Origin of the sequence: Klebsiella sp. GB_Kp047 (assembly GCF_040065235.1) — a bacterium.
In the GTDB taxonomy this organism is placed as follows: Bacteria; Pseudomonadota; Gammaproteobacteria; order Enterobacterales; family Enterobacteriaceae; genus Klebsiella; species Klebsiella quasipneumoniae.
Map to the genome: position 1 here is coordinate 401153 of NZ_JBEAJG010000001.1, position 25730 is coordinate 426882.

Here is a 25730-nt window from a genome sequence, read left to right on the forward strand (position 1 = left end):
CTTACCGGGCCTACGAACTCGAGGGGAAGGTCCGTAGGCCGGTGCAAGCGCAGCGCCGCCCGGCAATCGACATCCGTTGCCAGGGTAAGGGTTAAAAATCCATCTTCACCGTGAACTGCACCTCACGCGGATCGCCAATCTGGTTACCGAGGTTATTGGTGCCGATGGAAGAGGTGTAATAGGTCTTATCAAACAGGTTCTTCACGTTCACCTGCAGCGTCACCGGATACTGCAGCTTCATCTTATAGGCGGCGAACACGTCTGCCACCGCATAGCCCGGCAGATAATAATCCGCGCCGTTGGTGCCGGAGCGCTTGCTGACCGCATGGCCGCCGCCGCCGACCGTCAGGGTGTTGCTGTTGTAGACGTTATGAATGTCATAGGTCAGGAACAGCGAACCGGTGTGCTTCGGTACGTTCGGCAGCGGTTTCCCGGCGTAATCCGGATCTTCCAGCACTTTGGCGTCGGTATAGCCGTAGCTGGCAATCATGCTGAGGTTATCGGTAATTGACCCGGCCAGATCCACCTCCACCCCCTGGGAACGCACCTTGCCCGCGGTTTTCGCCACCGTCTCATCGCCAATACTCTCGGTGTACAGCACGTTGCGCTTATGGATATCAAACAGCGCGATATTGGCGGTAATGCCCTCCAGCAGGTCGAATTTGGCGCCCACTTCGTAGGCGGTGGACTCTTCCGGCGGCAGCTCGCCGATATAGCTGGCGATCGACGACTGCGGCATAAACGACTGGGCGACGTTGGCGAACAGCGACACGTTCGGCCTCACTTTGTAGACCAGGCCGGCTTTCGGCGTCCATTTCTCATCGCGGCTGTCGGTATTGACGTTAAACGGTCGGCCTTTACCGGCGTACTGGGTGTAATACTGGTAGCGCACGCCGGCGACGGCGATCCAGTTGTCGGTGAGGTACAGCGCGTCCTGCACGTAAGCGGCATAGCTCTCCTGCTGGATCCGCTGATCGCTATCGGACGCGGAGACGGTATTGCAGGTGTCCAGGGTGCCGTAGACCGGATGATAGATGTTAAAGCCTTTCACGTTCTTGCAGCGCAGCATATCGGTGCGCAGCAGATCGTAATTCTCATAGGCGACGCCGGTCAGCAGTTCGTTATAAAAGCCGCCCACCACCACGTTGCCCTGCAGGTCGGCGCGGGTCGAGTGCATCTTCTGCGTGGAGCCATGGGTACCGTCAACCCGGCGGGTGAGGTTGCCGGTCGCCGAGTCATAGGCCATCACCCGCGCCTGGTTATCGTTATAGTGATCCTGGCTGTAGCTGTAATCGAAGCGCGCGGTCCAGGCGTCGTTAAGGCGATACTCGGCGTTGAGCTGGGCGAGGTCGGAATAGCCATCGGTAATATTAAAGGCTTCATCGAAGCGGGTTTTGCGATCGACGTTCACCGCATGCCCGGTATTGAGATCGAAGATAGTGCCGCGGTCGAAGGGGGCGCTGTAGTCGCGGTGCGAATAGGACGCGGTCACCGTCGCCCGGTCGCCAAACCAGGTCAGGGAAGGGGCGATAAAGCGGCTTTTGTTTTTACCAAAGTTGCGCCAGTAATCCTCATTCTGATATTCGCCGATCAGCCGGTACGCCAGATTCGTGCCTTCGATGGGGCCGGTGACGTCGACGCTGCCGGTGCCGCCGCCAAAGCTGGTGGAGGTCCCGGAAACCGAACCGGAGAACTGCCGCTCAGGCCGTTTGGTAATGACGTTGATCAGCCCGCCGGGGTCGAGAATACCGTACAGCGTCGAGGCGGGTCCCTTCAGGACTTCCACCCGTTCGGTGGCGGCGTTAAAGCTGCGCGGCAGCACGGTGCGCAGGCCGTTGGTCATGATCGAGCCGTCGCGGTTAGCGCCGAAGCCGCGGCGGGTAAAAGCGTCCTGGGTGCCGCCAAGGGTGTTGGTCTGCACCACGTTGGCCACGTTATACAGCGCCTCATCGAGCGAGGTGGCGTGCTGATCTTCGAGAACCCGATCGCTGACGGTATTCACCACCTGCGGAATATCCAGCAGCGGCATTGAGGTCAACGTCGCGGTAGAGGAGCTGAGCGGTTGATAGCCGCTGGTGGCGCTCTGCCGGGCGTCGTTGGCCACCACGGTGATGGTCTCTTCCGCATCGTTGTTATCTTTCGCCGCGTGATTTTCCGCGGCCATTAATCCCGGTGAGGCCAAAAAAAGAAGCGAAAAAAGCGCCCGCCCTTGCAACGAGGTGACGGCGACATGGGGTTGAGTCATTATCTTTTTCTCGTGAACGAATCTGCCTTTGCGGTCAGATAAAGCCAATAAAATCATTGCCCTGAATAATAAAAACACGTGGTTTAGCGTCTGAACGCGCCTTTATATGTGTAATTGAGAATCATTCAACCATGAAGGGATGTAGTAGTAAACGTTATGCAAGATAAAATTTCAGCGGCGAGGAACAGGACGTTTTAAACGCCTCCAGTAGGGAGCATTATGTAGTTATCTCTTTGATATTATTTTATTTAAATTATTTTTCGTTGGCGCAGCCTCGCTGTAGTCAGCGTCCCCGCAGGAAGACGATGGCGACTATTGACTACTACATTCATCCCCGTCATGATCAAAAGAGAATGAGATTTATTTTGATTTGACTGCAGAATGTCCAGCCATCGCCTGGAACGCTGCGGCGCAGGAGCGAGTTATGCCACAGCGGGTGACACCTGCAGAGCAGGGGATCGTACTGGATGCCCTGTCAGCCGGCTACGGCCAGACCCTGATCGTTGACGACATCAACCTGACCATCCCCAGCGGCAAAATGACGGTGCTGGCAGGGGCGAACGGCTCCGGCAAATCCACGCTGTTGTCGACTATCGCCAGGATGCTGAAGCCGCTCGGCGGCTGCGTGCGTCTGGACGGGCAAGCCATTCATCAGATGCCGACGAAGGCCGTCTCGCGCCAGCTCGGGATCCTGCCGCAATCGCCGCTGACCCCGGAAGGGTTAACGGTTTTCGAGCTGGTCTCGCGTGGGCGCTATCCGTGGCAGGGTCTGATGCGCCAGTGGTCAGACGCCGATGAGCTGGCGGTGGAGGAGGCGCTGCGCTTAACGGGCACCCGCGAGTTCGCTCATCTGCCGGTGGACAGCCTCTCCGGCGGCCAGCGTCAGCGCTGCTGGATCGCCATGGCGCTGGCCCAGCAAACGGCCACCATTCTGCTCGATGAGCCGACCACCTGGCTCGATCTGCGCTATCAGGTCGATATCCTCGAGCTGCTCCAGACCCTGACCCGCGAACATGGCCGCACGGTGGTGACGGTGCTCCATGACCTCAACTTTGCCGTGAACTACGCCGATCTGCTGGTGTTTCTCAAACAGGGGCGCATCGCCGGTACGATTAGCGACAACGAAGTCTGTAGCCCTGAGCTGATTAAACGCGTGTTTGACGTTGACGTGCAGATGTCGATTAACCCGCAAACCGGCAAACCCTTCTTTATGCCGTTTCGCGCCCGCCAGGCGGCGGCGCAATGAGCGTGACTTTCCTGCTTTCCGCGCGGCGGCGCGCCCGTCCCCGACTGGCGCTGCTCCTGCTTACGCTGCTGCTTATCGCCGGTTCGCTGGTGCATCTTGGCCTGGGCGCCCGCTGGATCGCCCCGCAGACGGTGCTGCAGGCGCTGCTGGAGTACAATCCGCGCAATTTCGAGCAGCGGATTATCGTCGAACTGCGCCTGGTGCGGCTGGCGGCGGCGCTGCTGACCGGCGCGGCGCTCGGCGTCGCCGGGCTGCTGCTGCAGACGGTGATCCGCAACCCGCTGGGCGAGCCGCATATCCTCGGCCTTAACGCCGGCGCGTCGTTGGCAGTGGTGGCGACCTCCGCGCTGGGGCTCTCTCTCGGCGCTTTCCCCGCCGCGCGGCCGCTGACCGCCGCCTGCGGCGCGGCACTGCTGTTCGGCGGGGTGATGGTGCTGGCCTCTGCCGGTCGCGGCGGAGCGACGCCGCTGCGCATCACGCTGTGCGGGGTAGCGCTGTCGGCGTTTGCGTCGGCGGTGACGGCGGCGATATTAATTCTCGATGAACAAACGCTGCTGGCGATGCGCACCTGGCTGGCGGGCGATCTGGCCGGGCTGAACTGGAGCACGCTGTGGACGGCGCTGGTCCCGGCGCTGATCGGCCTTGGCGTCGCGCTGTTCCTTGCCCCGCGCCTTAACGTGCTGGCGCTGGGGGATAAGGTGGCGCTGGGCCTCGGCGTGAACCTCGTCCAGACGCGGCTGCTGGGCCTGCTGGCGATTGCGCTGCTCTGCGGCGCGGCGGTGGCGGTGGCCGGACCGATCGGCTTCGTCGGGCTGGTGGTGCCGCACGTGGTGCGCCGTCTGGTGACGGAAGATATCCGCCTGGCGCTGCCCCTGGCGGCGCCGGTGGGGGCGCTGGTGCTGCTCCTGGCAGATATCGCCGCCCGGACGCTGGTCGCGCCGCAGGAGCTGGCCACCGGGGCGATGACCGCCCTGGTGGGCGCACCGTTGTTTATCTTTATCGCCGCGAGGTTTTTTAAATGACGCGCGCCGTTCACCGGGCCGGTTTTCGGCCGCTGCTTTTCGCTTCCCGCCAGCTGCTGCTGCGCCCGGCGGCGCTGAAAATTGCCGCCTTTATGCTGCTGATGCTGCTGGCGCTCGGGCTGTACAGCCTCAGCCGCGGCAGCTATCCGCTGCCCGCATCGACGCTGGCGCAGGCCCTGCTGGCGCCACAGGAGATGGGCGAGCAGCCGCGCTTTATTCTGTTTGATATCCGCCTGCCGCGGATCCTGATGGCGCTGCTGTGCGGGGCCATGCTGGGGCTGGCCGGCGCGGCGATGCAGAGTATCACCCGCAACGGGCTGGCCGACCCGGGGCTGATCGGCGTTAAAGAGGGGGCCAGCATCGTGGTCCTGGCGCTGGTGCTGTTTTTCCCGGCGGTAGGCCTGGTCTGGCGGCCGCTGGCGGGGATGGTCGGTGGCGTGGCGGTGGCCCTGCTGGTCCTGACGCTGGCCCGCGACTGCTCGCGGCCGCGCTTTATTTTAATTGGCATCGGCGTCTCCTGGACCCTGGCGGCGGCGGTCGGCATCTTTATGACCACCGCCGACGTACGCGACGTGCAGACGGCGATGATCTGGCTGGCGGGCAGCCTGCAGGCCGCCACCTGGCCGCTGCTGGCGGTGGCCTTTTGCTGGGCGCTGCCCGGGGCCATCATCCTGTTCTGTACCGCCCGGGCGGCGGACGCGGCGCTGCTGGGCGACCGAACCGCCATCGGCCTCGGGGTGCGTCTGCAGCAGTTGACTCTGCTGCGCTTTTTCGCCCCGGTGCTGCTGACCTCGGCCAGCGTCTCCTGCGTCGGCAGCCTGGGCTTTGTGGGCCTGATGGCGCCGCATATGGCGCGTTTCGTGCTGCGCGGCGGCCAGGTCTCGCTGCTGAGCGGCAGCGCCCTGATTGGCGCCTTGCTGGTGCTGGCGACCGATACCCTTGGCCGGTTGGCGTTTGCGCCGCTGCAGATCCCGGCGGGGATTGTGATTGCCCTGGTGGGCTGCCCGTTCTTTGTTGTCTTGCTCTGGCGTCGCCGTGATGCCCTTTAATCAGGAAGGTATTATGCGTTGGTTCGTCTCATTGCTGCTGTTGCTGACGGGGGCCGTCAGCGCCGCCGACCCACATACTCAAACTTTTACCGATGATTTAGGCCGCACGGTCACCGTCCCGCTGCATCCGCAGCGCATTGTTTCGATGCACGATCTCGATATTACTATTCCGCTGATTGAGCTCGGGGTACCACCGATCGCCAGCCACGGCCGCACGCGCCCGGACGGCAGCCACTATCTGCGCTCCAGCGCCCAGCTCACCGGTGTCGATTTCGATAACAGCGATATCCGCTTTATTGGCACCGCCGATATCGATCTGGAAGCGGTGGCTGCCGTCAGGCCGGATCTGATCATCACCGAGCCCAGCCGCCACGTGTCGGTGGAGCAGCTGGAGAAGATTGCCCCGACGGTGAGTATCGACCATCTGCAGGGCAGCGCCCCGGAGATTTACCGCAAGCTGGCCCAGCTGACCAGCACCCAGCCGCGGCTGGCGATCCTTGAGCGTCGCTATCAGGAACAAATCAAGCAGCTGAAAGCGATGGTCAACCCTTCTCAGTACACCGTCTCGGTGATCCAGGCGAACAATGGCAAGGTCACGGTGCATCATTCGTATCATGCCCTGGGCCGGGTGCTGCGCGACGCCGGGTTCCGCTTTCCGCCGCTGATTGAGCGGATCCCCGACGGCCAGCGCATTGACGTCAGCGCGGAACAGCTGCCGGAGCTGGACGCCGATTTTGTCTTCGCCACCTGGCGGTCGGATACTGGCGGTAAGCCGCAGGATGAGCTGCAGGCGATGGAAGCGGTGATGCCCGGCTGGTGCGACTTTATGCGCGCCTGCCGCACAGGGCACTATATTTTGCTGCCGCGGGAGGAGGTGATCTCCAACTCCTACGCCGCGCTCTCCCTGATGGTGGCCCAGGTGCAGTCGCATATTGCCGGCAGGCCGCTCCCGGCGGAGGCCAAATGAAAAGCGCGGTAAAAAAAGAGAAGGGGCGGGTCGACCTGTTCGGCGAACGCTATCGCGCCCGGGCGCATCAGCTCTCTCCCCGACTGCGGGCCGTGGTCAGCTATATCAACGACAACCGCGAGGTGGTGCTGGAGCAGACGGCGATGGAGATCGCCGCTGCGACCCAGACCTCCGACGCCACGGTGGTGCGCGCCATCCAGGCGCTGGGCTTCGCCGGGCTGCGCGAGCTTAAGCAGACCATGGAGCGCTGGTTCGGCACCTCGGTCACCTCGGCGGAAAAGATGCGCTCCACGGTCACCGCGCTCTCCAGCGACGTCAATTCCAGTATTGATTTTGTGCTGGAAGGCCATCAACGGGTTTGCGAGGTCCTGTCGCGGGCCGACAACCGCGCGGCGGTGGCTCAGGCGGTGGCATTGCTCAGCGACGCACGGCAGGTGGGGATCTTCGGTATCGGCGCCTCGGGGATCCTCGCCGAGTACACCGCCCGGCTGTTCAGCCGCATTGGCCTGCCGGCGTATGTGATGAACCGCACGGGTTTCAGCCTCGCCGAGCAGCTCATCGGCCTGCAGCGCGGCGATGTGCTGATCATGATGGGGCAAAAATCGCCCCATCGTGAGGGGATGACCACCCTGCGCGAGGCGAAGCGCTTGGGTATTCCGACCATCCTGCTGACCCAGGCGGTGGACTCGCGCTTCAGCCAGGAGGCGCAGGTGGTGATTGACGTCCCGCGCGGCGGGGACAGTAGCCGGATGCCGCTGCACGGCACGGTGCTGGTGTGTCTGGAGATGATTGTTCTGTCGGTGGCCTCCACCACGCCACAAAAAACGGTGAAATCCCTGAAGCGAATCAACGACCTGCACCGGGCCATTGGTAAATCCGGCGGTAAACGCGGCAGTTGATAAGATAATTCACCAGCGGGAAGGTTTCCGGTTGCATATAAAAGTCAGTGTGTGTATTTTTATGCAAAATAAATGCATAAAAAGGAAATCTCATGGTCAAGAATTTGCTCAAAGCGTGTTTCATGATGGCCGCGCTGACGGCAGCCGGACAGGCGGCTGCGGAAACCTATACCGTCGGCTCCGGCGGCACCTACCGGCCGTTTGAATTTGAAAACAGCCAGAAACAGCTGGAAGGTTTCGACATCGACATCATTAAAGCCATCGCCAAAGCCGAAGGCTTTGACGTCAAGCTGGTCAATACCCCATGGGAAGGCATCTTCGCCACGCTGAACACCGGCGACCGCGACATCATCATCTCCGGGATCACCATCACCGATAAACGCAAACAGATGGTCGATTTCTCCGCGCCGTACTTCCCGGCTGAGCAGTCTATCGTCGTCGCCCAGGACTCGAAGGTGGATTCGCTGGCGGCCCTGAAAAACGAGAAGGTCGGGGTGGTGAACTCCAGCACCGGCGATATCGTGGTTTCTGAGGTGCTGGGCAAGAACAGCACGGCGATCAAGCGCTTCGACAATACCCCGCTGATGCTCCAGGAACTGTTCGAGGACGGCGTCAGCGCCGCGGTGGGTGACGTCGGGGTGGTGAAGTACTACATCAAACAGCACCCGGAGAAGCAGTTCAAGCTGGTGCCGGATGCCAAATTCGAACGTCAGTATTTCGGTATCGCGGTAGCGAAAGGCAACAGCGAACTGCTGGGCAAAATCAACGCCGGTCTACAGAAGATCGTTGCCGACGGGACTTACGCCAAAATCTATAAAACCTGGTTCGACGACAACGTGCCGACGCTGCCAGCGCAATAACCCACCTTTTTCAGTGACCACGGCTATCGCCCAGGCGATAGCCGTATTTTTTAGGGAAGGACTATGACGGGATTCCGTTGGGAGATCATCGAGGAGTACGGCCCGCTGTTTGTGGACGGCGCCCTGATGACGATTAAATGTACCATTATCTGCGTGATCCTCGGGACGCTGTGGGGGTTAACCCTCGGTCTCGGACGGATGGCGAAGGCCGAGCACGGGCCGTGGAAATATATTCTCCGCTACCTGGTGCAGTTTCCGGTGCGCTTTTACGTTAGCGCCTTCCGCGGTACGCCGCTGTTCGTGCAGATCATGGTGGTGCACTTTGCGCTGGTGCCGCTATTTATCAACCCGCGCGACGGCCTGCTGGTGACCAGCGGCCTGATGAGCGCCGACTTTGCCCGCGAGCTGCGCGCCAGCTACGGGGCGTTCCTCTCCTGCATCGTGGCGATCACCCTTAACGCCGGGGCCTATGTGTCGGAGATTTTCCGCGCCGGCATCCAGTCGATCGACAAAGGGCAGATGGAGGCCTCCCGCGCGCTGGGCATGCCGTGGTGGAAAACCATGCGCAAGGTGATCCTGCCCCAGGCGTTTCGCCGCATTCTGCCGCCGCTGGGCAACAACGCCATCGCCATTGTTAAAGACTCGTCGCTGGCCTCGGCGATTGGCCTGGCCGATCTGGCCTACGCCGCGCGCACCGTTTCCGGCGCCTACGCCACCTACTGGGAACCCTACCTGACCATCTCCCTGGTCTACTGGGTGATCACCTTCCTGCTGGCGCAGCTGGTTAACCGTCTGGAAAAGAGGTTTGGCAAAAGTGATTCACATTAATAACTTACATAAGCGCTTCGGCGACAGCCACGTGCTGCGCGGCATCAGCTGCGATATTAAACCGCAGGAAGTGGTGTGCATCATCGGCCCGTCCGGCTCGGGGAAAAGTACCTTCCTGCGCTGCATGAATGCCCTGGAGACGGTCAGCGAAGGCGAGGTGGTGGTCAACGGCTTTGCCGCTCACGACCGCACTACCGACCTCAACAAGATGCGCGAAAGCGTTGGCATGGTGTTCCAGCGCTTTAACCTGTTCCCGCATATGACGGTGCTGGAAAACCTGATTATGGCGCCGATGAATCTGCGCAATATGCCGCGCCAGCAGGCGGTCGACCTGGCGGAAGCCTTGCTGGCGAAGGTGGGCTTAAGCGATAAGCGCGACGCCTGGCCCTCGAGCCTGTCCGGCGGCCAGCAGCAGCGGGTAGCCATCGCCCGCGCGCTGGCGATGAAGCCGTCGATTATGCTGTTTGATGAGCCCACTTCGGCGCTGGATCCGGAGCTGGTGGGCGACGTGCTGGAGGTAATGAAAAACCTCGCCAGCGAGGGGATGACCATGGTGATCGTGACACACGAAATGGGCTTTGCCCGCGAAGTGGCCGACCGGGTGATCTTCATCGACCAGGGCGTGATTCAGGAAGAGGGCAAGCCGGGGCAGATCTTTAGCGCGCCGAGCAACCCACGCACCGCCGCGTTCCTCAGCAAGGTGCTGTAAACCGAGCGGGCTGGCGCCAGGCCAGCCCGCTGAGTGTTGTCAAATATACTGATGATGTTTTTCATCATCAGTATAAACATTGACTGAACTCATATATCCCGCGATGACCCCTTTGTTAATCTCCGGGTATCGCTTTGGGCTTCTTCAGGAATATAACGTTGGAAATCTTTTTTTAACCCACTGAAAAATAGCGACTAACTATTTTTCATACGCCAAAAATCATGGTCCGTTAATGACGGACTCGGTTTCGTATGGGTTAAAAAAGGTACGTTATGACAGTTACATGGACGGTCACGCCCGTGGGGTATCAGCACATTGCCAAACGCTGCCCCGCCTGCAATGTAAAACGCGACTTCGCACCTTCCGGCGCCATCCGGGTGAATTCGCAAAAGAAGCTGCTGGATATCTGGAGCATCTATAAATGCACGCACTGCGATTACACGTGGAATATCGCCCTGTTTTCCAGGCTGCACGTCAGCAAGATAAACCGTAAACTGCTTCAGCGCTTGATGCAGAACGATGCAGCTATGGTTCACTATTATGCCGCTGACCTCGCGACGCTGAAGCGCAACCGCGCCGAGCCGTCGGGGCAACCTGATTTTCGTATTCATGAGCAATGGTCGGTGACGCTGATGGCGTGCCCGCGGATAACGGTGCGCGTCAGAGTCAGTCGGCCATTTCGCATCAGCCTGCTATCAATACTGAAAAAGCAGCTCAAGCTGAGTACGGCTGAAATCCGGTGGTTGGTCGCGACAGGGCATATCGAGGGTATTCCACTAAAACAGCTCAAGACGAAAAAGCTGAAGGCGATGGAATATCATTTTCAGCTGGCGGCGGAAACGCTGTATGCGCGACGCCGGATTACGTTATCACTTCGCGGTAGATAACTCGTCGGGGAGAGAAGTCGTAGCGCTTTAACCGCGGTTTTTCGTGATTCTCAATGAAATCAGGACGGCGAAGTCGGCCGTCCTGAATGACGCATTACTGCCTGAAAAAGGCACTTCCGCAGCAGCCATTCAAGCTGCCGACGCATAATAAACAAACGCCAGCTTATTGCCGTCGGGATCGCGGACGTAGGCGCTGTGAAAGCCGTTGCCATATTGTGGGCGATGACCGGGAGCGCCTTCGTCACGTCCGCCGAGTTGCAGGGCGAGGGCATGCAGTTCCGCAATATGTTCGACGGAGCGGGCGTTAAGCGCCACCATCGTTCCATTACCCACCCCGGCAGGCTGCAGGTCAAAAGGAACGCCCACGCACAGCCCACAGGTGTGGTTGCCATTGAAGGTGCCCCATGATGCTCCCTGTTCGTTACGGCCGGCTTTGGGGTGCCCCAGCAATGCCATTAACGGGTCATAGAACTCGATGGCGCGTGGCAGGTCATTGGTTCCCAACATGATGTATGAAAACATAGTGTCCTCCTGTTGCGGGCAAAAAGGTGTCTTTCGCCCGCTTACTGCGTGAAGCTGATCGCAACAGACCCGGCGCTGCGCTCAGCCTCGCCATGGTAGACCGCCTCAATATTATTCCCCTGCGGATCCAGCACAAAAGCGGCATAGTAATCAGGATGATAGTGTCGTTCGCCAGGCGCGCCGTTATCGCGGCCGCCATGGGTCAGCGCCGCATGGTAAAAAGCGTCCACCCTGTCACGATCTCTGGCCTGGAACGCCAGGTGGTGGCGTCCTGTCAGTTTCCCGGCAGCCTCCGGGCTGTGGCGTGAGGCCACCACCAGTTCGTCGGCCAGCAAGTATTCATTGGCGGTGGTGATAACCGGGATCTCCAGCGCCGACAGTACGGCAGTATAGAAGTCTTTGCTTGCCTCAAAGTCTTCGACAACCAGCAGGATATGATCGATCAATCTGCCACGATGTAACGTCATGCTTTCCATGGAATTTCCTCTCGGCAGGGGGCCGGCAATGGTTATAGCAGTGAGCCAGCAGGAACAGGATACCCTCAGGAAAGGGCCATAAAAAAAGGGCTGGCGCCAGGCCAGCCCGTCAGGACTACTGCGCGGACTCCGTCGCTTCGTCCATGTCGTCTTCCTGCTCGCTGGCGAGCAGGGTTTTCTCGTTTTTGCACAGACACTGAATCAGCAGGAACAGCACGCCGCTGGCCACCAGGGTGGCGATCAGGCCATCGTAGCCGGTGATGCCGATCAGCATGCCGCTGACTACCGGCCCGGCGACGCTGCCGGCGGACCAGAAAAAGCCGAACAGGGCGTTAATCATAATCAGCTTCTGTCCGCTGAAGGTTTTCCCCGCCCGCACCAGCGACAGGGTATAAAGCGCCCCCGCCGCGGCGCCCAGCAGCAGGCAAATGGCCATCAGCTGAATGCGCGAACCGAGCATCAGCGGCAGAGCCAGCAGCGACAGGCTGAAGACCACCGCGCAGGCCAGATGCACGCGGCGAATGCCGACCCGGTCGGCCAGCCAGCCGAGCGGGGTCTGGAACATCGCATCCCCGGTAAGTACCACGGTCACCAGCAGCACCGCCATTCCTTCATTAAGCCCTTTATCCATACCGTACAGTGGCAGCAGGGCGAGGATGCTGGCGTCGAAGAAGGCGAAGCAGAAGACCCCGGAGGCCAGTACCGGCAGGAAGGCGCCGAGGCTGCGCCAGCTGGCGCGCTCCCCAAGGCTTTCGCGGGTGCCGGTGGGCAGATGGCGCAGCATCAGCAGGCAGACGGCGGTGACCGCGACGATCGCCATCAGCGCCGAAGCCTGCCAGGCGGGGCCGACGGAGATCAGCAGTGGCCCGGCCAGCTGGCAGCCGGTAAAGGCCGAGGCGTAGATACCGGTGAGGGTGGCGCGCTGGCTGCCTGCCGCGCCGCCGGTGATCCAGCTTTCACCGAGGACGATAATGACCCCGGAGGCCAGGCCGGTCAGCAGGCGCGGCAGCAGAAGCAGCGTCATATCGGTGGTCATGCATGAGGCGATGGTCGCCAGCGCCAGCAGGATCAAACTGCCGCTCAGCAGCACGCCCATCTCAACGCGCCGGCACAGCGCAGGAGAGAGGAAAGAGGAGATCATCATGCCGGCGGGCGGCAGGGCGGCCAGCAGGCCGACATACAGCGGCGCGATCTGCTGCTGCGCCAGCTCAAGACTGATTAACGGCACCGTATAGCCGGTGATAAATCCCACGAGCGACGCGGCCATGATCATCGCCAGCGTGGGAGCAAGACGATTCTGGTCTGGGTTAAACATTTTATTTCCGATGACGGAGAGGTCAGTAGTGGATCCTTCGGCAAATTGCCGTCCTGAGCTGCATAATAATTAATCGCCTGGCCGTTGTCACCGTTGAAATCACTACCAAAAAAGGGCCGCCGGGCGACGGCAGGCCTGTACGCCGCGCCGCCGCCGCATTTCGTGACGTTGTCAGCGTGTTAGCGACAGGATATAACGGAGGGAGCGGCAGCGACCCGACGCCGGTGAGCGACGGGTAAAAACGCAACGCATGACCAAATTATTCAGCATTACGCTATGCAGGAAAGGAGTAATACATGGCCGTATCGCCGTCACTGATCGCCGAAGCCACAGGCTGGCGACGTGAGTTTCACGCCGCGCCTGAGCTCGGATATCAGGAGCAGGAGACCTCGCGCCGCGTCGCCGAGCTGCTGGCCTCGTTTGGCCTGCAGGTTCATCGCGGGCTGGCCGGCACCGGCGTCGTGGCGACGCTGGAAAACGGCCCCGGGCCGGTCATCGGCCTGCGCGCCGATATGGACGCCCTGCCGATCACCGAGCTGGGGAGCGTCAGCTACCGTTCGCGCCGCGCCGGGGTCATGCACGCCTGCGGCCACGATGGCCACACCGCGATGCTGCTGGCGGCCGCCGCCCATCTGGCGCAGACCCGTCAGTTCAGCGGCACCGTCCACTTTGTTTTCCAGCCAGCGGAAGAGAACCTCGGCGGCGCGCGCAAAATGGTGGAGGAGGGATTATTCGAACGCTTCCCGATGGATGCGATTTACGCGCTACATAACTGGCCGGGGATCCCGCTTGGCGAAGTGGCGCTCAGCGATGGCGCGATGATGGCCTCCCTCGACGCCTTCGAGATCACCCTGCGCGGCAAAAGCTGCCATGCGGCGATGCCGGAGAGCGGGGCCGATCCGATCGTCGCTGCGGCGCAGCTGATTATGGCGCTGCAGACCATTCCTTCCCGCCGCCTGTCGCCACAGGATTCGGCGGTGGTCAGCATCACCCAGATAAACGGCGGCGAGGCGATCAACGTCCTGCCGGACACCGTGGTGCTGCGCGGCACCTTCCGCTGCCTGAGCAATCGCGTTCGCGCCCGCGTGCGGGAGCTTATCGAAAGCTATGTGGCGACCCAGCCGCAGGTGTCCGATGTGCAGGGCGAGATTAGCTGGTTTCCGGGGTATCCGGTGACCAAAAACCATGCGCCGCAGGCGCAGCTGCTGCGCGAGGTGGCGGTCGCCACCCTTGGCGCGGAGGCGGTGCGCTGGAACCAGGCGCCGTCGATGGCCTCTGAGGATTTTGCCTGCATGCTGGAGGCCTGTCCGGGGGCCTATTTCTGGATCGGCACCGATGGCGAAACGCCGTCGAAGCCGCTGCATAACGCCAGCTATGACTTTAACGATGCGCTGATTAGCCACGGGGTGGCGATGTGGGTGGCGCTGGTGGAGAAACAGCTGCCGGCGGCGTAACCCACCGGCAGCGGCAGCAGGGAGCGCGCTGCGCTCCCTGAGGTCAGACGTCGGCAGCGGCTTTCAGTCGCGCTTTCATGTCGCTGTAGGCCGTCCAGGCATAGCGCTCCGCCCACTGCTGGTCGGCTATCGCTTCCACTTTCACCGCACAGTATTTGGTTTCCGGCGTTTTGGAGATCGGATCGAGGTTATCCTGGGTCAGCTCATTGCAGGCGCCCACCCACCACTGATAGGTCATATAGACCGCGCCCGGGTTGATGCGATCGCTGAGATCGGCGCGGGTGATGACTTTCCCGCGTCGGGAGCTAACCCACACCAGCTGTTTGTCAGCGATCCCCAGCCGTTGCGCATCCACCGGATTCATCTGCACCCGTCCCGGCTCGTCGGCCAGCGACTGCAGCGCGGCGCAGTTGCCGGTCATCGAGCGGCAGGAGTAGTGCCCCACCTCCCGCACCGTGCAGAGCACCAGCGGCCATTCATCATCCGGACGCTCCGCCGGCGCGCGCCAGGCGGTGGCGAACAGCTGCCCTTTACCCGATGGGGTGTCGAAGCGGTTGTCTTTATACAGCCACGGCGTGCCGGGGTGGTCGAGGGTCGGGCACGGCCACTGAACATGGCCCATATCGCCCATTTTCTCCCAGGTCACGCCGTAGAAAAGCGGGCAGAGCTCGCGCATCTCGTCCCAGATCTGCTGGTTGTTCTCATAGTGCATCGGATAGCCCATTTCGCTGGCCAGCAGACTGATGATCTCCCAGTCGCGCTTCACATTCCCCGCCGGAGGGATTGCCTGTTCAAACCGCTGAAACCCGCGGTCGGCGCAGGTGAAGACGCCACCGTGCTCGCCCCAGGAGGTGGCCGGCAGCAGGACATCGGCAATCTCCGCCGTTTTGGTCATGAAGATATCCTGCACCACCACGAAGTCCAGCGCCTCGATGCCTTTGCGCACCAGGCCGAGGTCGGCTTCGGTCTGCAGCGGATCTTCACCCATGATGTAGTAGGCTTTGATCTCGCCGGTCAGCGCTTTATGCGGCACTTCGGTGATGCGGGTGCCGACCTGGTCATCCATCTGCGCCGGGTCGATCCCCCAGGCGGCGGCGAATTTGGCCCGCACGGCGGGGTCGGTGACCTCCTGATAGCCGGGGAACAGGTTCGGCAGCACGCCCATATCGCAGGCGCCCTGCACATTATTTTGCCCACGAACCGGGCCCACGCCGACGTTCGCCCGCCCCAGGTTGCCGGTGAGCAGCGCCAGGCTTGCCAGGCCGCGCACCACGTCCACCGCCTGGCCAAACTGGGTGACCCCCATGCCCCACATAATGGTGGCGGAAGGGGCGGCGGCAAACATGCGCATCGCCTCGCGAATTGCCTGCGCGCTGACCCCGACAATCTCTTCCACTGCTTCCGGGGCGTAATCCTTCACCGCCTCGCGGTAGGCGTCCAGCCCTTCGGTGTAGCGTTCGACATAGGCTTTGTTGTACAGCTCCTCCTCCAGCAGCACATAGCCGAAGGCGTTCACCAGCGCCATATTGCTGCCGTTGTTGAGCTGCAGATGACGGTCGGCTATGCGTGCGGTTTCAATGCGTCGCGGATCGCAGACGATGATCTTAGCGCCGTTTTCCCGGGCTTTGATCACCCGGCGGGCGACGATGGGATGGGAGTCGGCGCAGTTGTAGCCAAAGACCAGCAGGCACTTCGAGTTTTCGATGTCGCTTATCGAGTTGCTCATCGCCCCGTTGCCCAGCGCCTGCTGTAGCCCGGCGACGGAAGGGCCGTGGCAGACGCGGGCGCAGCAGTCGACGTTATTGGTGTTCAGCACCGCGCGAGCGAACTTTTGCATCACATAGTTGGTTTCGTTGCCGGTGCCGCGCGAGGAGCCGGTGGTCATGATGGCGCGCGGGCCATGCTTCTCTTTGATCTCCCTGAGCTTGCTGGCGGTATAGCGAATCGCCTCCTGCCAGCTGACCGGCGTAAAGGCGCCGCCTTTCTGGTAGCGGATCATTGGTTGTTTAAGACGGGGCGTCAGGAGCTGCGTGTCGTTCAGAAAATCCCAGCCGTAATAGCCTTTCAGGCACAGCTGGTTCTGGTTGGTGACGCCGTCGGCGGCTTCCGCGCGAATGATTTTATTGTTGTCGACAACCAGTTTAAGTTTGCAACCCGCCCCGCAGTAGGGGCACACGCTCGTGATTTTTTTCATCAGTAACAGACCTGTTAACAGTGAACAGAGGATCGCTGTCGCGCCGGGCCCGACGGGCAACGATCGCGGTATCGCCTGGTGGTGATGCGGACGCAGGCCCGCTGCGCTATGCAGGTCTCGTGCCAGATTTTAATGTGTTGATTTATAATGAAAAACTTCAGATGGATGATGACGGGAGCGTGACCTCGTCACTAATGACGATGACGCAGAGCGCCGACGTCAGACGCTCTGCGGGGGAAAACGCTGCTACGCGAGAGGGCGGCAGCGGGTGATATGCGACTCGCTCAGGCCGACGTCGCGTGCGGCGGCGCAGATTGCCTGCCAGCTGCCCGCATCCAGCGGGATCCCCTCGGCCAGGCGCGCTTCGCGGTTGGCGGCTTCCCATTCGCCGGGGGCCAGCACCGGGGCATCGGGATCGTGCGGCGACTGTTTACACCATGCGATAAAGGCCTCCGTCTGCGCCTGGCTGTCCGGGGCATCGAACGCGTCCGGGCGCAGGATCACGGTGGTCATGCAGTTAAAGATGGCGTCGACGCTGGTCTGCAGGCTTTCCTGATGGGTGGTTTGCCCCCCGGAGAGCGCGCCGCCGAGCACTTCACACAGCGTCGCCAGGGCATAGCCTTTGTGCTGGGCGAAGGTGAGCAGGGCGCCCAGCGGCGAGGTTTGCATCACCGCCGGATCGGTGGTGGGCAACCCCTCGGCGTCGATCAGGCAGCCGGGGGCCACGGCTTCCCCTTTGTGCCAGGCGACGCGGGTTTTTCCAAAGGCGATGGCGCTGGTGGCGTAGTCCAGCAGCAGCGGCGGATGGCCCTCTCGCGGAAACACCACGCACAGGGGGTTGGTGCCGAAGCGACTGTCTTTTCCGCGGAACGGAGCGACCATCGGGTCGCCGATTACGCTGACGAAGTGAATGGAGATCAGTCCGGCGGCGGCGCACTGCTCGGCCCAGTAGCCGATGCGCCCGACGTGATGCGCATTGCGCAGGGCGATAGCCGCCATGCCGTGCTGCTTCGCCTTTTCGATACCTAACTGCATCGCTTCGTGGGCGACTACCTGGCCGAAGCCGGCGTTGCCGTCGAGGGTGACCACGGCGCCGGCATCTTTGGTGACCGTGGCGTGGCGGTTGAGCTGCAGAAAACCGCCGGCATGGGATTTCACATAGCTTGGGATCATCCCGACGCCATGGGAGTCATGCCCGGCCAGGTTGGCGGCGATCAGGTGGTCGGCGACCAGCGTCGCTTCTTCTGAGCGGCTGCCGAGATGGGTAAACAGTGAGACGACAAACTGATGCAGATCCGTCGCCAGAAAGCGGTGTCCTGTTGGCACTGATTCTCTCCTGTAGTCTGTTGTTATTTTGTTATGTTTGCCGTTTTATGCTGCGCCGCCCGGCGCAGAAGGTCAAGGGCGGGGGCTCCGGGCGTCACGCCACTGCGCCAGCGTCTGCGTTATACGCCAGACGATAAAAAACCGGTCCGCGATCGCGTTTTAATTAACGTCATAAACACCACATTTTTAAATTCTGCCACTGTCACAAAAGCCAGAAAAAAGCCAGCCCCGGCGTTGCAAGGGCAGCTGATACCACTATATGTTAAATTTGTGTTTATTAATTGATGATTAAAGGTTGGTATCATGTATAAGAAAATAAGTGGTTTAGTGGTTTCACTGACGGCCGTTTTCGCCTGTGCCGCCTGGGCGGAGGTGCCTGCGGGCTATCCGGCGGATTATCAAAAAACGGTTGATGCCGCCGTCAAAGAGGGCAAGGTGGTGATCTATTCCACAACCGATACCAAAGCCGCCGGGCCGTTAATTAAAGGATTCGAAGCGCAATATCCGGGCGTCAAAGTCGAATATAACGACATGAACAGCACCGAGCTGTATAACCGCTATATCAGCGAGCAGGCCGCCGGGGGCGGCAGCGGGGACGTGGTGTGGAGCTCATCGATGGATACGGCGCTGAAATTAGCCACCGAATACGCGGAACAATATGCCTCGCCGGAGGTGAAGCAATTGCCCGACTGGGCGGTGTGGCAGCAGAAAGCCTATGGCACCACCTACGAGCCGGTGGTATTTATCTATAACAAACGGCTGATCCCGCAGAATGAGGTTCCGGATTCGCATACCGCGCTGGCAAAATTGATCGCCAGCCAGGCCGATAAATTTAAAGGCAAAGTCACCACCTACGATATCGAAAAATCGGGCCTCGGCTTTATGCTGGCGGTGCAGGACAGCCAGGCCGACGCGAACTATTTTACCGACCTGGCGAATATCGCCAAAGGCGGCCTGACGGTGCAGTCTTCCACCGGCACGATGATGGAGCGCGTCTCCTCTGGCGAAAACCTGATCGGCTATAACATCCTTGGCTCCTATGCGGAAGCGCGGGCGAAAAACGATCCCTCTTTAGGCATTGCCTATCCGAAAGATTACGTGCTGGTGCTCTCCCGCGTCTCGTTTATTAGCCAGGAGAGCGAACATCCCAATGCGGCAAAATTGTGGCTGGACTATGTCCTGTCGGAAAAAGGCCAGCAGATCCTCGCCAGTCAGGCGGATATTCCCTCTATTCGTCGCGATATTGAAGGCAAAAATGATATCGACGGCATGACCGCGCTGCTGGGCAAAGCGTTAAAACCGATCCCGGTCAACGAAACGCTGCTGGATTATTTACAGCCGCAAAAACGTCTGCAGTTTATTAAACAATGGCGCAGCGCCGCCGCGAAATAATCCTCCCCCGGGGCATCGCCGATGCCCCTTATTCACACCCGGCGGGTTTATTCACCTGACCAAAGGGATGAACCATGAATGTATTACGCAGAAAGTGGCAGGGGCTGCCGCGCGGCGTGGTGGTGTGCATCACGGCGCTGGTGATTTATGTCCCGCTGTTATTTATTGTGGTGCAGAGTTTTCTCTCCGCGCCGTTCTTTTCCCGCTCCAAATCCTGGGGCCTGGAAGCCTTCGCCTTTATTTTTACCGACCCGGATTTTTATCTGGCGTTAAGGTCAGGCTTTATTCTGGCCTTTGGCCTGGTGATTATCGCCATTCCACTGGGCGGTATTTTGGCCTTTCTGATGGTACGCACCGATTTACCCGGCCGGCGGTTCATTGAGCCGCTGATCCTGGTGCCGATCTTCGTCTCGCCGATGGTGCTGGGCTTTGGCTACGTGGTGGCCGCCGGGCCGGTAGGCTTCTTTTCACAGTGGGCGCAGCAGCTGATCGGCTTTGTGCCGTGGAATATCTACTCGATGTTCAGTATTGTGGTCATCGCCGGCTTAACCCACGTGCCGCACGCCTATCTCTATATCTCCTCGGCGCTGCGCAGCGTCGGCTCGGACGTGGAAGAGGCGGCGCGCACCGTCGGCGCCACGCCGCTGCAGGTGATGACCTCGGTGAGTCTGCCGATGGTGCGGCCGTCCATTCTTTACGCCTGCGTGCTGCTCTTTTTCCTCGGTCTGGAAGTCTTCGGTCTGATGCTGGTGCTGGGCGACCCCGAGGGCAACATGGTGCTGGCGACCTATCTCTACAAGCTGACCAACAAGCTCGGCACCCCCTCCTACCATCTGATGGCGGCGGTGGCGGTGGTGCTGATCTGCATCACCATCCCGCTGGTGATGCTCCAGCGGCGGCTGATGCGCACCGCCAACCGCTTTGTCACCATGAAGGGCAAGGCGTCGCAGGCGCGGGCGCTGCCGCTGGGCAAATGGCGCTGGGTGGCCGGGGCGGTGGTAGTGGCCTGGCTGACGGTGACCATCGGCGTGCCGCTGCTCGGCGTGGCGCTGCGCGCTTTTATCTCCAACTGGGGCGTCGGCGTGTCGCTGTGGGATGAGCTGTCGCTGACGACGTTCCACAATATCTGGCAGCAGCCCAACCTGCTGAGGGCGATCGTCAACTCGATGGCTATCGGCATCGTCGGCGGCGCGCTGGCGGTGATCTGCTATCTGTTTGTCGGTATCGCCATGCACCGCAAAGCGGACAACGTCACCCGCTTTCTTGATTACAGCGTACTGGTCCCGCGCGCGGTGCCGGGGCTGCTGGCCGGTCTGGCCTTCCTGTGGGTGTTCCTGTTTGTGCCGATGTGGCTCGATCAGTCGCTGAAGCACGGCTGGCTCTCGGCGCTGCCGGTGGCCGACTGGCTGCGGGAGCACCTTATCGTGCAGCTGCGCGCGCTGCGCAACACCATCTTCAGCGTCTGGCTGGCCTACACCGTGGTATGGATGGCTTATGGCCTGCGGCTCATCTCTTCGACGCTGCTGCAGGTGGGCCCGGAGCTGGAGGAGGCGGCGCGCAGCACCGGCGCCTCGCGGGGGCAGATCACCCGCCACGTCACCGTCCCGCTGTCGCGCTATGGGCTGATTGGCTCCTGGCTGCTGATGTTCCTTATCTTTGAGCGCGAATATTCCACCGGCGTCTATCTGCTGTCGCCGGGTACCGAAACCATCGGCTCGATGCTGGTGTCGCTGTGGGCGGCGGGGGCCATCGATATCGTCGCGGCGCTCTCCTTTATCAATATTCTGCTGGTGGTGATTGGCCTTGGCATCGCCCTGCGCTTTGGAGTGAAATTACATGATTGAGTTATCGGTAGAAAACCTGCATCTCACCTATGGCGACAACCCGGTGCTGAAAGGGGTGTCGATGACGCTCGGCCGGGGAGAGGTGGTGTCGTTGCTGGGGCCGTCGGGAAGCGGCAAAACCACGCTGCTGCGGGCGGTGGCCGGGCTGGAGAAGCCGACGAGCGGACGGATCGCCATCGGCAACCGCACGGTGTACGACGGCACGCCGCGCAGCGAAATCCCGGCCGAAGAGCGTAACCTCGGCCTGGTGTTCCAGTCCTATGCCCTGTGGCCGCACAAAACGGTGTTCGACAACGTGGCCTATCCGCTGAAGCTGCGTAAAGTCGCCGCCGGGGAGATAAAAGAGCGGGTGCAGCGCGTGCTGGATCAGCTGGGGCTCGGGCACCTTGGCAACCGCCATCCGCACCAGCTCTCCGGCGGCCAGCAGCAGCGGGTGGCTATCGGCCGGGCGCTGGTCTACAACCCGCCGGTGATCCTGCTGGATGAGCCGCTCTCCAACCTTGACGCCAAGCTGCGCGAAGAGGCGCGGGTGTTTCTGCGCGAGCTGATCGTTAAGCTGGGCCTGTCGGCGCTGATGGTCACCCACGATCAGAATGAAGCGATGGCCATCTCGGATCGTATTCTGCTGCTGAACAATGGCGTCATCGAGCAGCAGGGGACGCCGCAGGAGATGTACGGCAGCCCGGCGACGCTGTTCGCCGCCGAGTTTATGGGCAGCAATAACCGCCTGCACGGCAAGGTAATGGCGCTGGAGAACGGCAGGGCGCGGATCGAAGGCGCCAGCTGGAGCCTGTGGGGGCGAGCGGGCGAGGGGGTTAGCGTCGGCGAGCCGGCGACGGCGGTGATCCGCGTGGAGCGCCTGCGTCTGGACGGCGCGGCGCAGGATAACAGTCTCCAGCTACCGCTGCTGACCAGCATGTACCTCGGCGACCGCTGGGAGTACCTGTTCCGCACCGAGGGCGACGATTTCCCGCTGCGCGCCTACGGAACGGCGCTGCGCGATGCCGAACACTGTCATCTGACGCTCCCGGCGGAGGATGTGTGGATTTTTCCGCAGCGGTAACCGCTGGTTAAGACGCCAGATGGCACACGGCTTCAATATTGTGCCCGTCTGGCGCAATCACAAAGGCGGCGTAATAACTGGCGTGGTAGTTTGGTCGTAACCCCGGCGCGCCGTTGTCCTTTCCTCCGGCGGCCAGCGCCGCCTGCCAGAAGGCATCGACCTGCTCGCGGCTGTCGGCGCGAAAGGCAATGTGCAGCGGCGCCGGTTTCTCCGTACTTTGATAGAGGCATAGAGAGACATCGCCGCTGCCGGCCAGCTCTGCGCCGTAGGTCGGCTCGCCTTCGCCGACCAGCGTTACGCCAAGCGGGGCAAGGGCTTGTAAAAAGAACGCTTTGCTCGCGGCATAATCACTGACGCCGAATTTCACATGATCGAACATATCTTCTCTTCTCCTGCGGATGGGATATCGCCAGCCGAACGCGTTAGCCGGGAAATAGATGCAAAATAGTTAACAACGGTTATTAACTTTTTTAACAGCTCAAAATGTTTAATTATTCCTAATACGAGTATTTACAGGCGTTTAATCTGCCATGTACCATAAACAAAAAATAACATTTGTGATACAAGTCACTCTTTTTTGGCGCATGGGTAAGCTCAGCGCGGTGTGAACGCCGCCGGTTTACCGCCTCAAGGTTATGGCAGCACCCTTCTCACGATGACATTCCGGTGAATTTCTCTCCGATTTCCCGCGTTTCGTTGAGAATCGTCTACTATCCAAACGATAACCCTATAAATGATATCGCCTCTGGCGATGTTTTATCCGACTTGCCGGGCCGGGCCAGACGCTAAGCGGTTTAAAAGCGCAATGGTATCGGTTCCAGCACGACATTCACTGGTTTTGTCTGCGACAAAAACAGTAATTTTCAATGACAGGAATGTGATGATGTCGAGCGAGAAAACTAACAATTCCAGGCGTGATTTCCTGGTGAAGTCGATGGCGCTGATCCCGACGGTGGTGATCGGCGGCGCGGGAGCAGGGGCCATTGGCGTGGCCACCAGCGCGACCGCGCAGGCGGCCCCCGCTTCAGAGCCAGCCTCCGGAAACACGGCGGCGGCCAGCGACTGGAAGCCGCAGTTCTTCAACGACCGTGAGTGGGCGTTTATCAACGCCGCCGTCGCGCGCCTGATCCCAGCGGATGAACTTGGCCCCGGCGCCAAAGAGGCCGGCGTGCCGGAGTTTATCGACCGCCAGCTCAATACCCCTTACGCCACCGGCTCCATCTGGTATATGCAGGGGCCCTTCAACCCCGATGTGCCGAAAGAGATGGGCTATCAGCTGCCGCTGGTGCCCAAACAGATCTATAACCTCGGGATCGCCGACGCCGAGGCGTGGTGTCAGGACAAGTATCACAAGACCTTCGCTGAACTGAGCAACGAGCAACAGGACGAGGCCCTCGGCCTGTGGGAATCCGGCAAAGCCGAGTTCAAACAGCTACCGGCCTCGCTGTTCTTCACCTATCTGCTACAGAACACCCGAGAAGGCTTCTTCAGCGACCCGATCCATGGCGGTAATAAAGGCATGGTCGGCTGGACGCTGATTAATTTTCCCGGCGCGCGCGCCGACTTTATGGACTGGGTTGAACGGGGCGAACGCTACCCCTTCCCGCCGGTATCAATTAATGGGGAGAGGGCGTAATCATGGCCACCGTATTGAAAAAAACCGATGTCGCGATCGTCGGCTTCGGCTGGGTTGGGGCGATCATGGCCAAAGAGCTGACCGAAGCCGGGCTCAACGTCGTGGCGCTGGAGCGTGGCCCGATGCGCGACACCTGGCCGGACGGCGCCTATCCGCAGGTGATTGATGAGCTGACCTACAACATCCGCCGCAAGCTGTTCCAGGATCTGTCGAAAAGCACCGTCACCATCCGGCATAACACCAGCCAGCAGGCGGTGCCGTATCGCCAGCTGGCGGCTTTCCTGCCGGGTACCGGCGTGGGTGGGGCCGGGCTGCACTGGTCCGGCGTCCATTTCCGCGTCGATCCCATCGAACTGCGGATGCGCAGCCACTATGAAGAGCGCTACGGCAAAAACTTCATTCCCCAGGATATGATCATCCAGGATTTCGGCGTCACCTACGACGAGCTGGAACCGTTCTTCGATAAAGCGGAGAAAGTGTTCGGCACCTCCGGGACCGCCTGGTCGATCAAGGGCAAGGTCGTCGGTAAAGGCCGCGGCGGCAACGCTTTCGCCCCGGACCGCTCAGACGACTTCCCGCTGCCGGCGCAGAAAAACACCTGGTCAGCGCAGCTGTTTGAAAAAGCGGCGCTCGAGGTGGGTTACCATCCCTACAACCTGCCGTCGGCCAACACCTCCGACTCCTATACCAACCCCTATGGCGCGCAGATGGGTCCGTGCAACTTCTGCGGTTTCTGCAGCGGCTACGCCTGCTACATGTACTCTAAAGCCTCGCCGAACGTGAACATCCTGCCGGCGCTGCGCCAGGAAAAACGCTTTGAGCTGCGGACCAACGCCAACGTGCTGAAGGTCAACCTGACCGACGACAAATCCCGCGCCACCGGCGTGACCTACGTCGACGGCCAGGGGCGCGAAATGGAGCAGCCGGCGGACCTGGTGATCATCGGCGCCTTCCAGTTCCATAACGTGCACCTGATGCTGCTCTCCGGGATCGGTAAACCGTACAATCCGGAGACCGGCGAAGGGGTGGTGGGGCGTAACTTCGCCTACCAGAACATGACCACCATCAAGGCCATTTTCGACAAAGACACTTATACCAACCCGTTTATCGGCGCGGGCGGCAACGGCGTCGGCGTCGACGACTTCAACGCCGACAACTTCGACCACGGCGCGGCCGGCTTTGTCGGCGGTTCGCCGTTCTGGGTCAACCAGGCCGGGACCAAGCCCATCTCCGGTTTCCCGGTACCGCCGGGCACCCCGGCGTGGGGCAGCAAGTGGAAAGCGGCGGTGGCCGATACCTACACCCATCACCTGTCGATGGATGCCCACGGCGCGCACCAGTCCTATCGGCAGAACTACCTCGATCTTGATCCGAACTACAAAAACGTCTTTGGCCAGCCGCTGCTGCGCATGACCTTCGACTGGCAGGAAAACGACATCAAGATGGCGCAGTTTATGTTCGATAAGATGGCGCCGATCGCCAAAGCGATGAAGCCGAAATATATCCTCGGCAGCCCGAAAAACGCCAACAGCCACTTTGATACCACCACCTACCAGACCACCCATATGAACGGCGGGGCGGTGATGGGGGAGGATCCGAAAACCAGCGCCGTTAACCGTTATCTGCAAAGCTGGGACGTGCATAACGTCTTCGTCATCGGCGCCTCCGCTTTCCCGCAGGGGCTGGGCTATAACCCAACCGGCACGGTGGCCGCGCTGGCCTACTGGTCGGCGAAGGCGATCCGCGAGCAGTATCTGAAAAATCCGGGTCCCCTGGTGCAGGCATAAAGGAAGGCA

At 60.9% G+C, this 25730-nt stretch carries 21 protein-coding genes and 1 pseudogene; 15 read left to right on the forward strand and 7 right to left on the reverse strand.

Annotated elements, in window-relative coordinates:
* Positions 1-91: 91 nt before the first annotated feature.
* Entirely contained in the window at positions 92-2164 is a 2073-nt protein-coding gene (locus ABLV76_RS01970; protein ID WP_124989303.1) for a TonB-dependent siderophore receptor, read from the reverse strand.
* Between the two features lie 505 nt (positions 2165-2669).
* Here ABLV76_RS01970 and ABLV76_RS01975 point away from each other — a divergent pair.
* The 9 genes and pseudogenes from ABLV76_RS01975 (at position 2670) to ABLV76_RS02015 (ending at position 10712) form a co-directional block, all read left to right on the forward strand.
* Positions 2670-3491, forward strand: a complete 822-nt coding sequence (locus ABLV76_RS01975) for an ABC transporter ATP-binding protein (protein WP_004203036.1) — start codon at positions 2670-2672, stop codon at positions 3489-3491.
* Positions 3488-4513, forward strand: a complete 1026-nt coding sequence (locus ABLV76_RS01980) for an iron ABC transporter permease (protein WP_080841553.1) — start codon at positions 3488-3490, stop codon at positions 4511-4513. Before ABLV76_RS01975 ends, ABLV76_RS01980 begins: the two co-directional genes overlap by 4 nt.
* Positions 4510-5562 carry an iron ABC transporter permease gene (locus tag ABLV76_RS01985; RefSeq protein WP_060655985.1) on the forward strand — a complete coding sequence of 351 codons (1053 nt, stop codon included), beginning with the start codon at positions 4510-4512 and terminating at the stop codon, positions 5560-5562. Before ABLV76_RS01980 ends, ABLV76_RS01985 begins: the two co-directional genes overlap by 4 nt.
* The gene (locus tag ABLV76_RS01990; protein WP_074195275.1) at positions 5552-6529 is read left to right on the forward strand and encodes an ABC transporter substrate-binding protein; all 978 of its coding nucleotides are present in this window, start codon (positions 5552-5554) and stop codon (positions 6527-6529) included. Before ABLV76_RS01985 ends, ABLV76_RS01990 begins: the two co-directional genes overlap by 11 nt.
* Positions 6495-7428: pseudogene (locus ABLV76_RS01995) on the forward strand (MurR/RpiR family transcriptional regulator). The gene ABLV76_RS01990 and the pseudogene ABLV76_RS01995 overlap by 35 nt, the downstream one beginning before the upstream one ends.
* Before the next feature lie 92 nt (positions 7429-7520).
* A complete protein-coding gene (locus tag ABLV76_RS02000; protein ID WP_004203029.1) occupies positions 7521-8288 on the forward strand; it encodes a basic amino acid ABC transporter substrate-binding protein in 768 nt (255 codons plus the stop codon).
* A gap of 63 nt (positions 8289-8351) precedes the next feature.
* Entirely contained in the window at positions 8352-9116 is a 765-nt protein-coding gene (locus ABLV76_RS02005; protein WP_004151161.1) for an amino acid ABC transporter permease, read from the forward strand.
* Positions 9103-9825 carry an amino acid ABC transporter ATP-binding protein gene (locus ABLV76_RS02010; RefSeq protein ID WP_002908374.1) on the forward strand — a complete coding sequence of 241 codons (723 nt, stop codon included), beginning with the start codon at positions 9103-9105 and terminating at the stop codon, positions 9823-9825. The genes ABLV76_RS02005 and ABLV76_RS02010 overlap by 14 nt, the downstream gene beginning before the upstream one ends.
* Positions 9826-10124: 299 nt before the next feature.
* Positions 10125-10712 carry a DUF1062 domain-containing protein gene (locus ABLV76_RS02015; protein ID WP_025999180.1) on the forward strand — a complete coding sequence of 196 codons (588 nt, stop codon included), beginning with the start codon at positions 10125-10127 and terminating at the stop codon, positions 10710-10712.
* 129 nt (positions 10713-10841) lie between these two features.
* Here ABLV76_RS02015 and ABLV76_RS02020 read toward each other — a convergent pair whose 3' ends face one another.
* The 3 genes from ABLV76_RS02020 to ABLV76_RS02030 all read right to left on the reverse strand — a co-directional run bounded on the left by ABLV76_RS02020 (position 10842) and on the right by ABLV76_RS02030 (position 13025).
* Positions 10842-11234: a VOC family protein gene (locus ABLV76_RS02020; RefSeq protein WP_060655981.1), complete on the reverse strand. Its 393-nt coding sequence runs from the start codon at positions 11232-11234 to the stop codon at positions 10842-10844.
* 41 nt (positions 11235-11275) lie between these two features.
* Positions 11276-11710 (reverse strand): VOC family protein, encoded by a 435-nt coding sequence (locus tag ABLV76_RS02025; RefSeq protein ID WP_348878149.1) that lies wholly within the window; start codon positions 11708-11710, stop codon positions 11276-11278.
* Between the two features lie 115 nt (positions 11711-11825).
* Positions 11826-13025, reverse strand: a complete 1200-nt coding sequence (locus ABLV76_RS02030) for an MFS transporter (protein ID WP_023318505.1) — start codon at positions 13023-13025, stop codon at positions 11826-11828.
* A 296-nt stretch (positions 13026-13321) separates the two neighbouring features.
* Here ABLV76_RS02030 and ABLV76_RS02035 point away from each other — a divergent pair, with 296 nt between their 5' ends.
* Positions 13322-14479, forward strand: a complete 1158-nt coding sequence (locus tag ABLV76_RS02035) for a M20 aminoacylase family protein (RefSeq protein ID WP_004203021.1) — start codon at positions 13322-13324, stop codon at positions 14477-14479.
* A gap of 43 nt (positions 14480-14522) precedes the next feature.
* Here ABLV76_RS02035 and fdhF read toward each other — a convergent pair whose 3' ends face one another.
* Positions 14523-16673 (reverse strand): formate dehydrogenase subunit alpha, encoded by a 2151-nt coding sequence (gene fdhF / locus ABLV76_RS02040; protein ID WP_060655977.1) that lies wholly within the window; start codon positions 16671-16673, stop codon positions 14523-14525.
* Between the two features lie 246 nt (positions 16674-16919).
* Positions 16920-17999 (reverse strand): malate/lactate/ureidoglycolate dehydrogenase, encoded by a 1080-nt coding sequence (locus ABLV76_RS02045; protein WP_004203019.1) that lies wholly within the window; start codon positions 17997-17999, stop codon positions 16920-16922.
* Positions 18000-18302: 303 nt separating this feature from the next.
* On the opposite strand from ABLV76_RS02045, the gene ABLV76_RS02050 reads away from it, so the two are divergent.
* The 3 genes from ABLV76_RS02050 (at position 18303) to ABLV76_RS02060 (ending at position 22298) form a co-directional block, all read left to right on the forward strand.
* Positions 18303-19391, forward strand: coding sequence for an ABC transporter substrate-binding protein (locus ABLV76_RS02050; protein WP_004203017.1), 1089 nt, complete (start codon positions 18303-18305; stop codon positions 19389-19391).
* 74 nt (positions 19392-19465) lie between these two features.
* Positions 19466-21235, forward strand: coding sequence for an iron ABC transporter permease (locus tag ABLV76_RS02055; protein WP_348878150.1), 1770 nt, complete (start codon positions 19466-19468; stop codon positions 21233-21235).
* Positions 21228-22298 carry an ABC transporter ATP-binding protein gene (locus ABLV76_RS02060; protein ID WP_043519856.1) on the forward strand — a complete coding sequence of 357 codons (1071 nt, stop codon included), beginning with the start codon at positions 21228-21230 and terminating at the stop codon, positions 22296-22298. The genes ABLV76_RS02055 and ABLV76_RS02060 overlap by 8 nt, the downstream gene beginning before the upstream one ends.
* A gap of 7 nt (positions 22299-22305) precedes the next feature.
* On the opposite strand, the gene ABLV76_RS02065 is transcribed toward ABLV76_RS02060, so the two are convergent.
* Entirely contained in the window at positions 22306-22677 is a 372-nt protein-coding gene (locus ABLV76_RS02065) for a VOC family protein (protein ID WP_017899590.1), read from the reverse strand.
* Between the two features lie 501 nt (positions 22678-23178).
* Here ABLV76_RS02065 and ABLV76_RS02070 point away from each other — a divergent pair.
* Positions 23179-23934, forward strand: a complete 756-nt coding sequence (locus ABLV76_RS02070) for a gluconate 2-dehydrogenase subunit 3 family protein (protein WP_017899589.1) — start codon at positions 23179-23181, stop codon at positions 23932-23934.
* A gap of 2 nt (positions 23935-23936) precedes the next feature.
* The gene (locus tag ABLV76_RS02075; RefSeq protein ID WP_002908285.1) at positions 23937-25721 is read left to right on the forward strand and encodes a GMC family oxidoreductase; all 1785 of its coding nucleotides are present in this window, start codon (positions 23937-23939) and stop codon (positions 25719-25721) included.
* Positions 25722-25730: the final 9 nt, after the last annotated feature.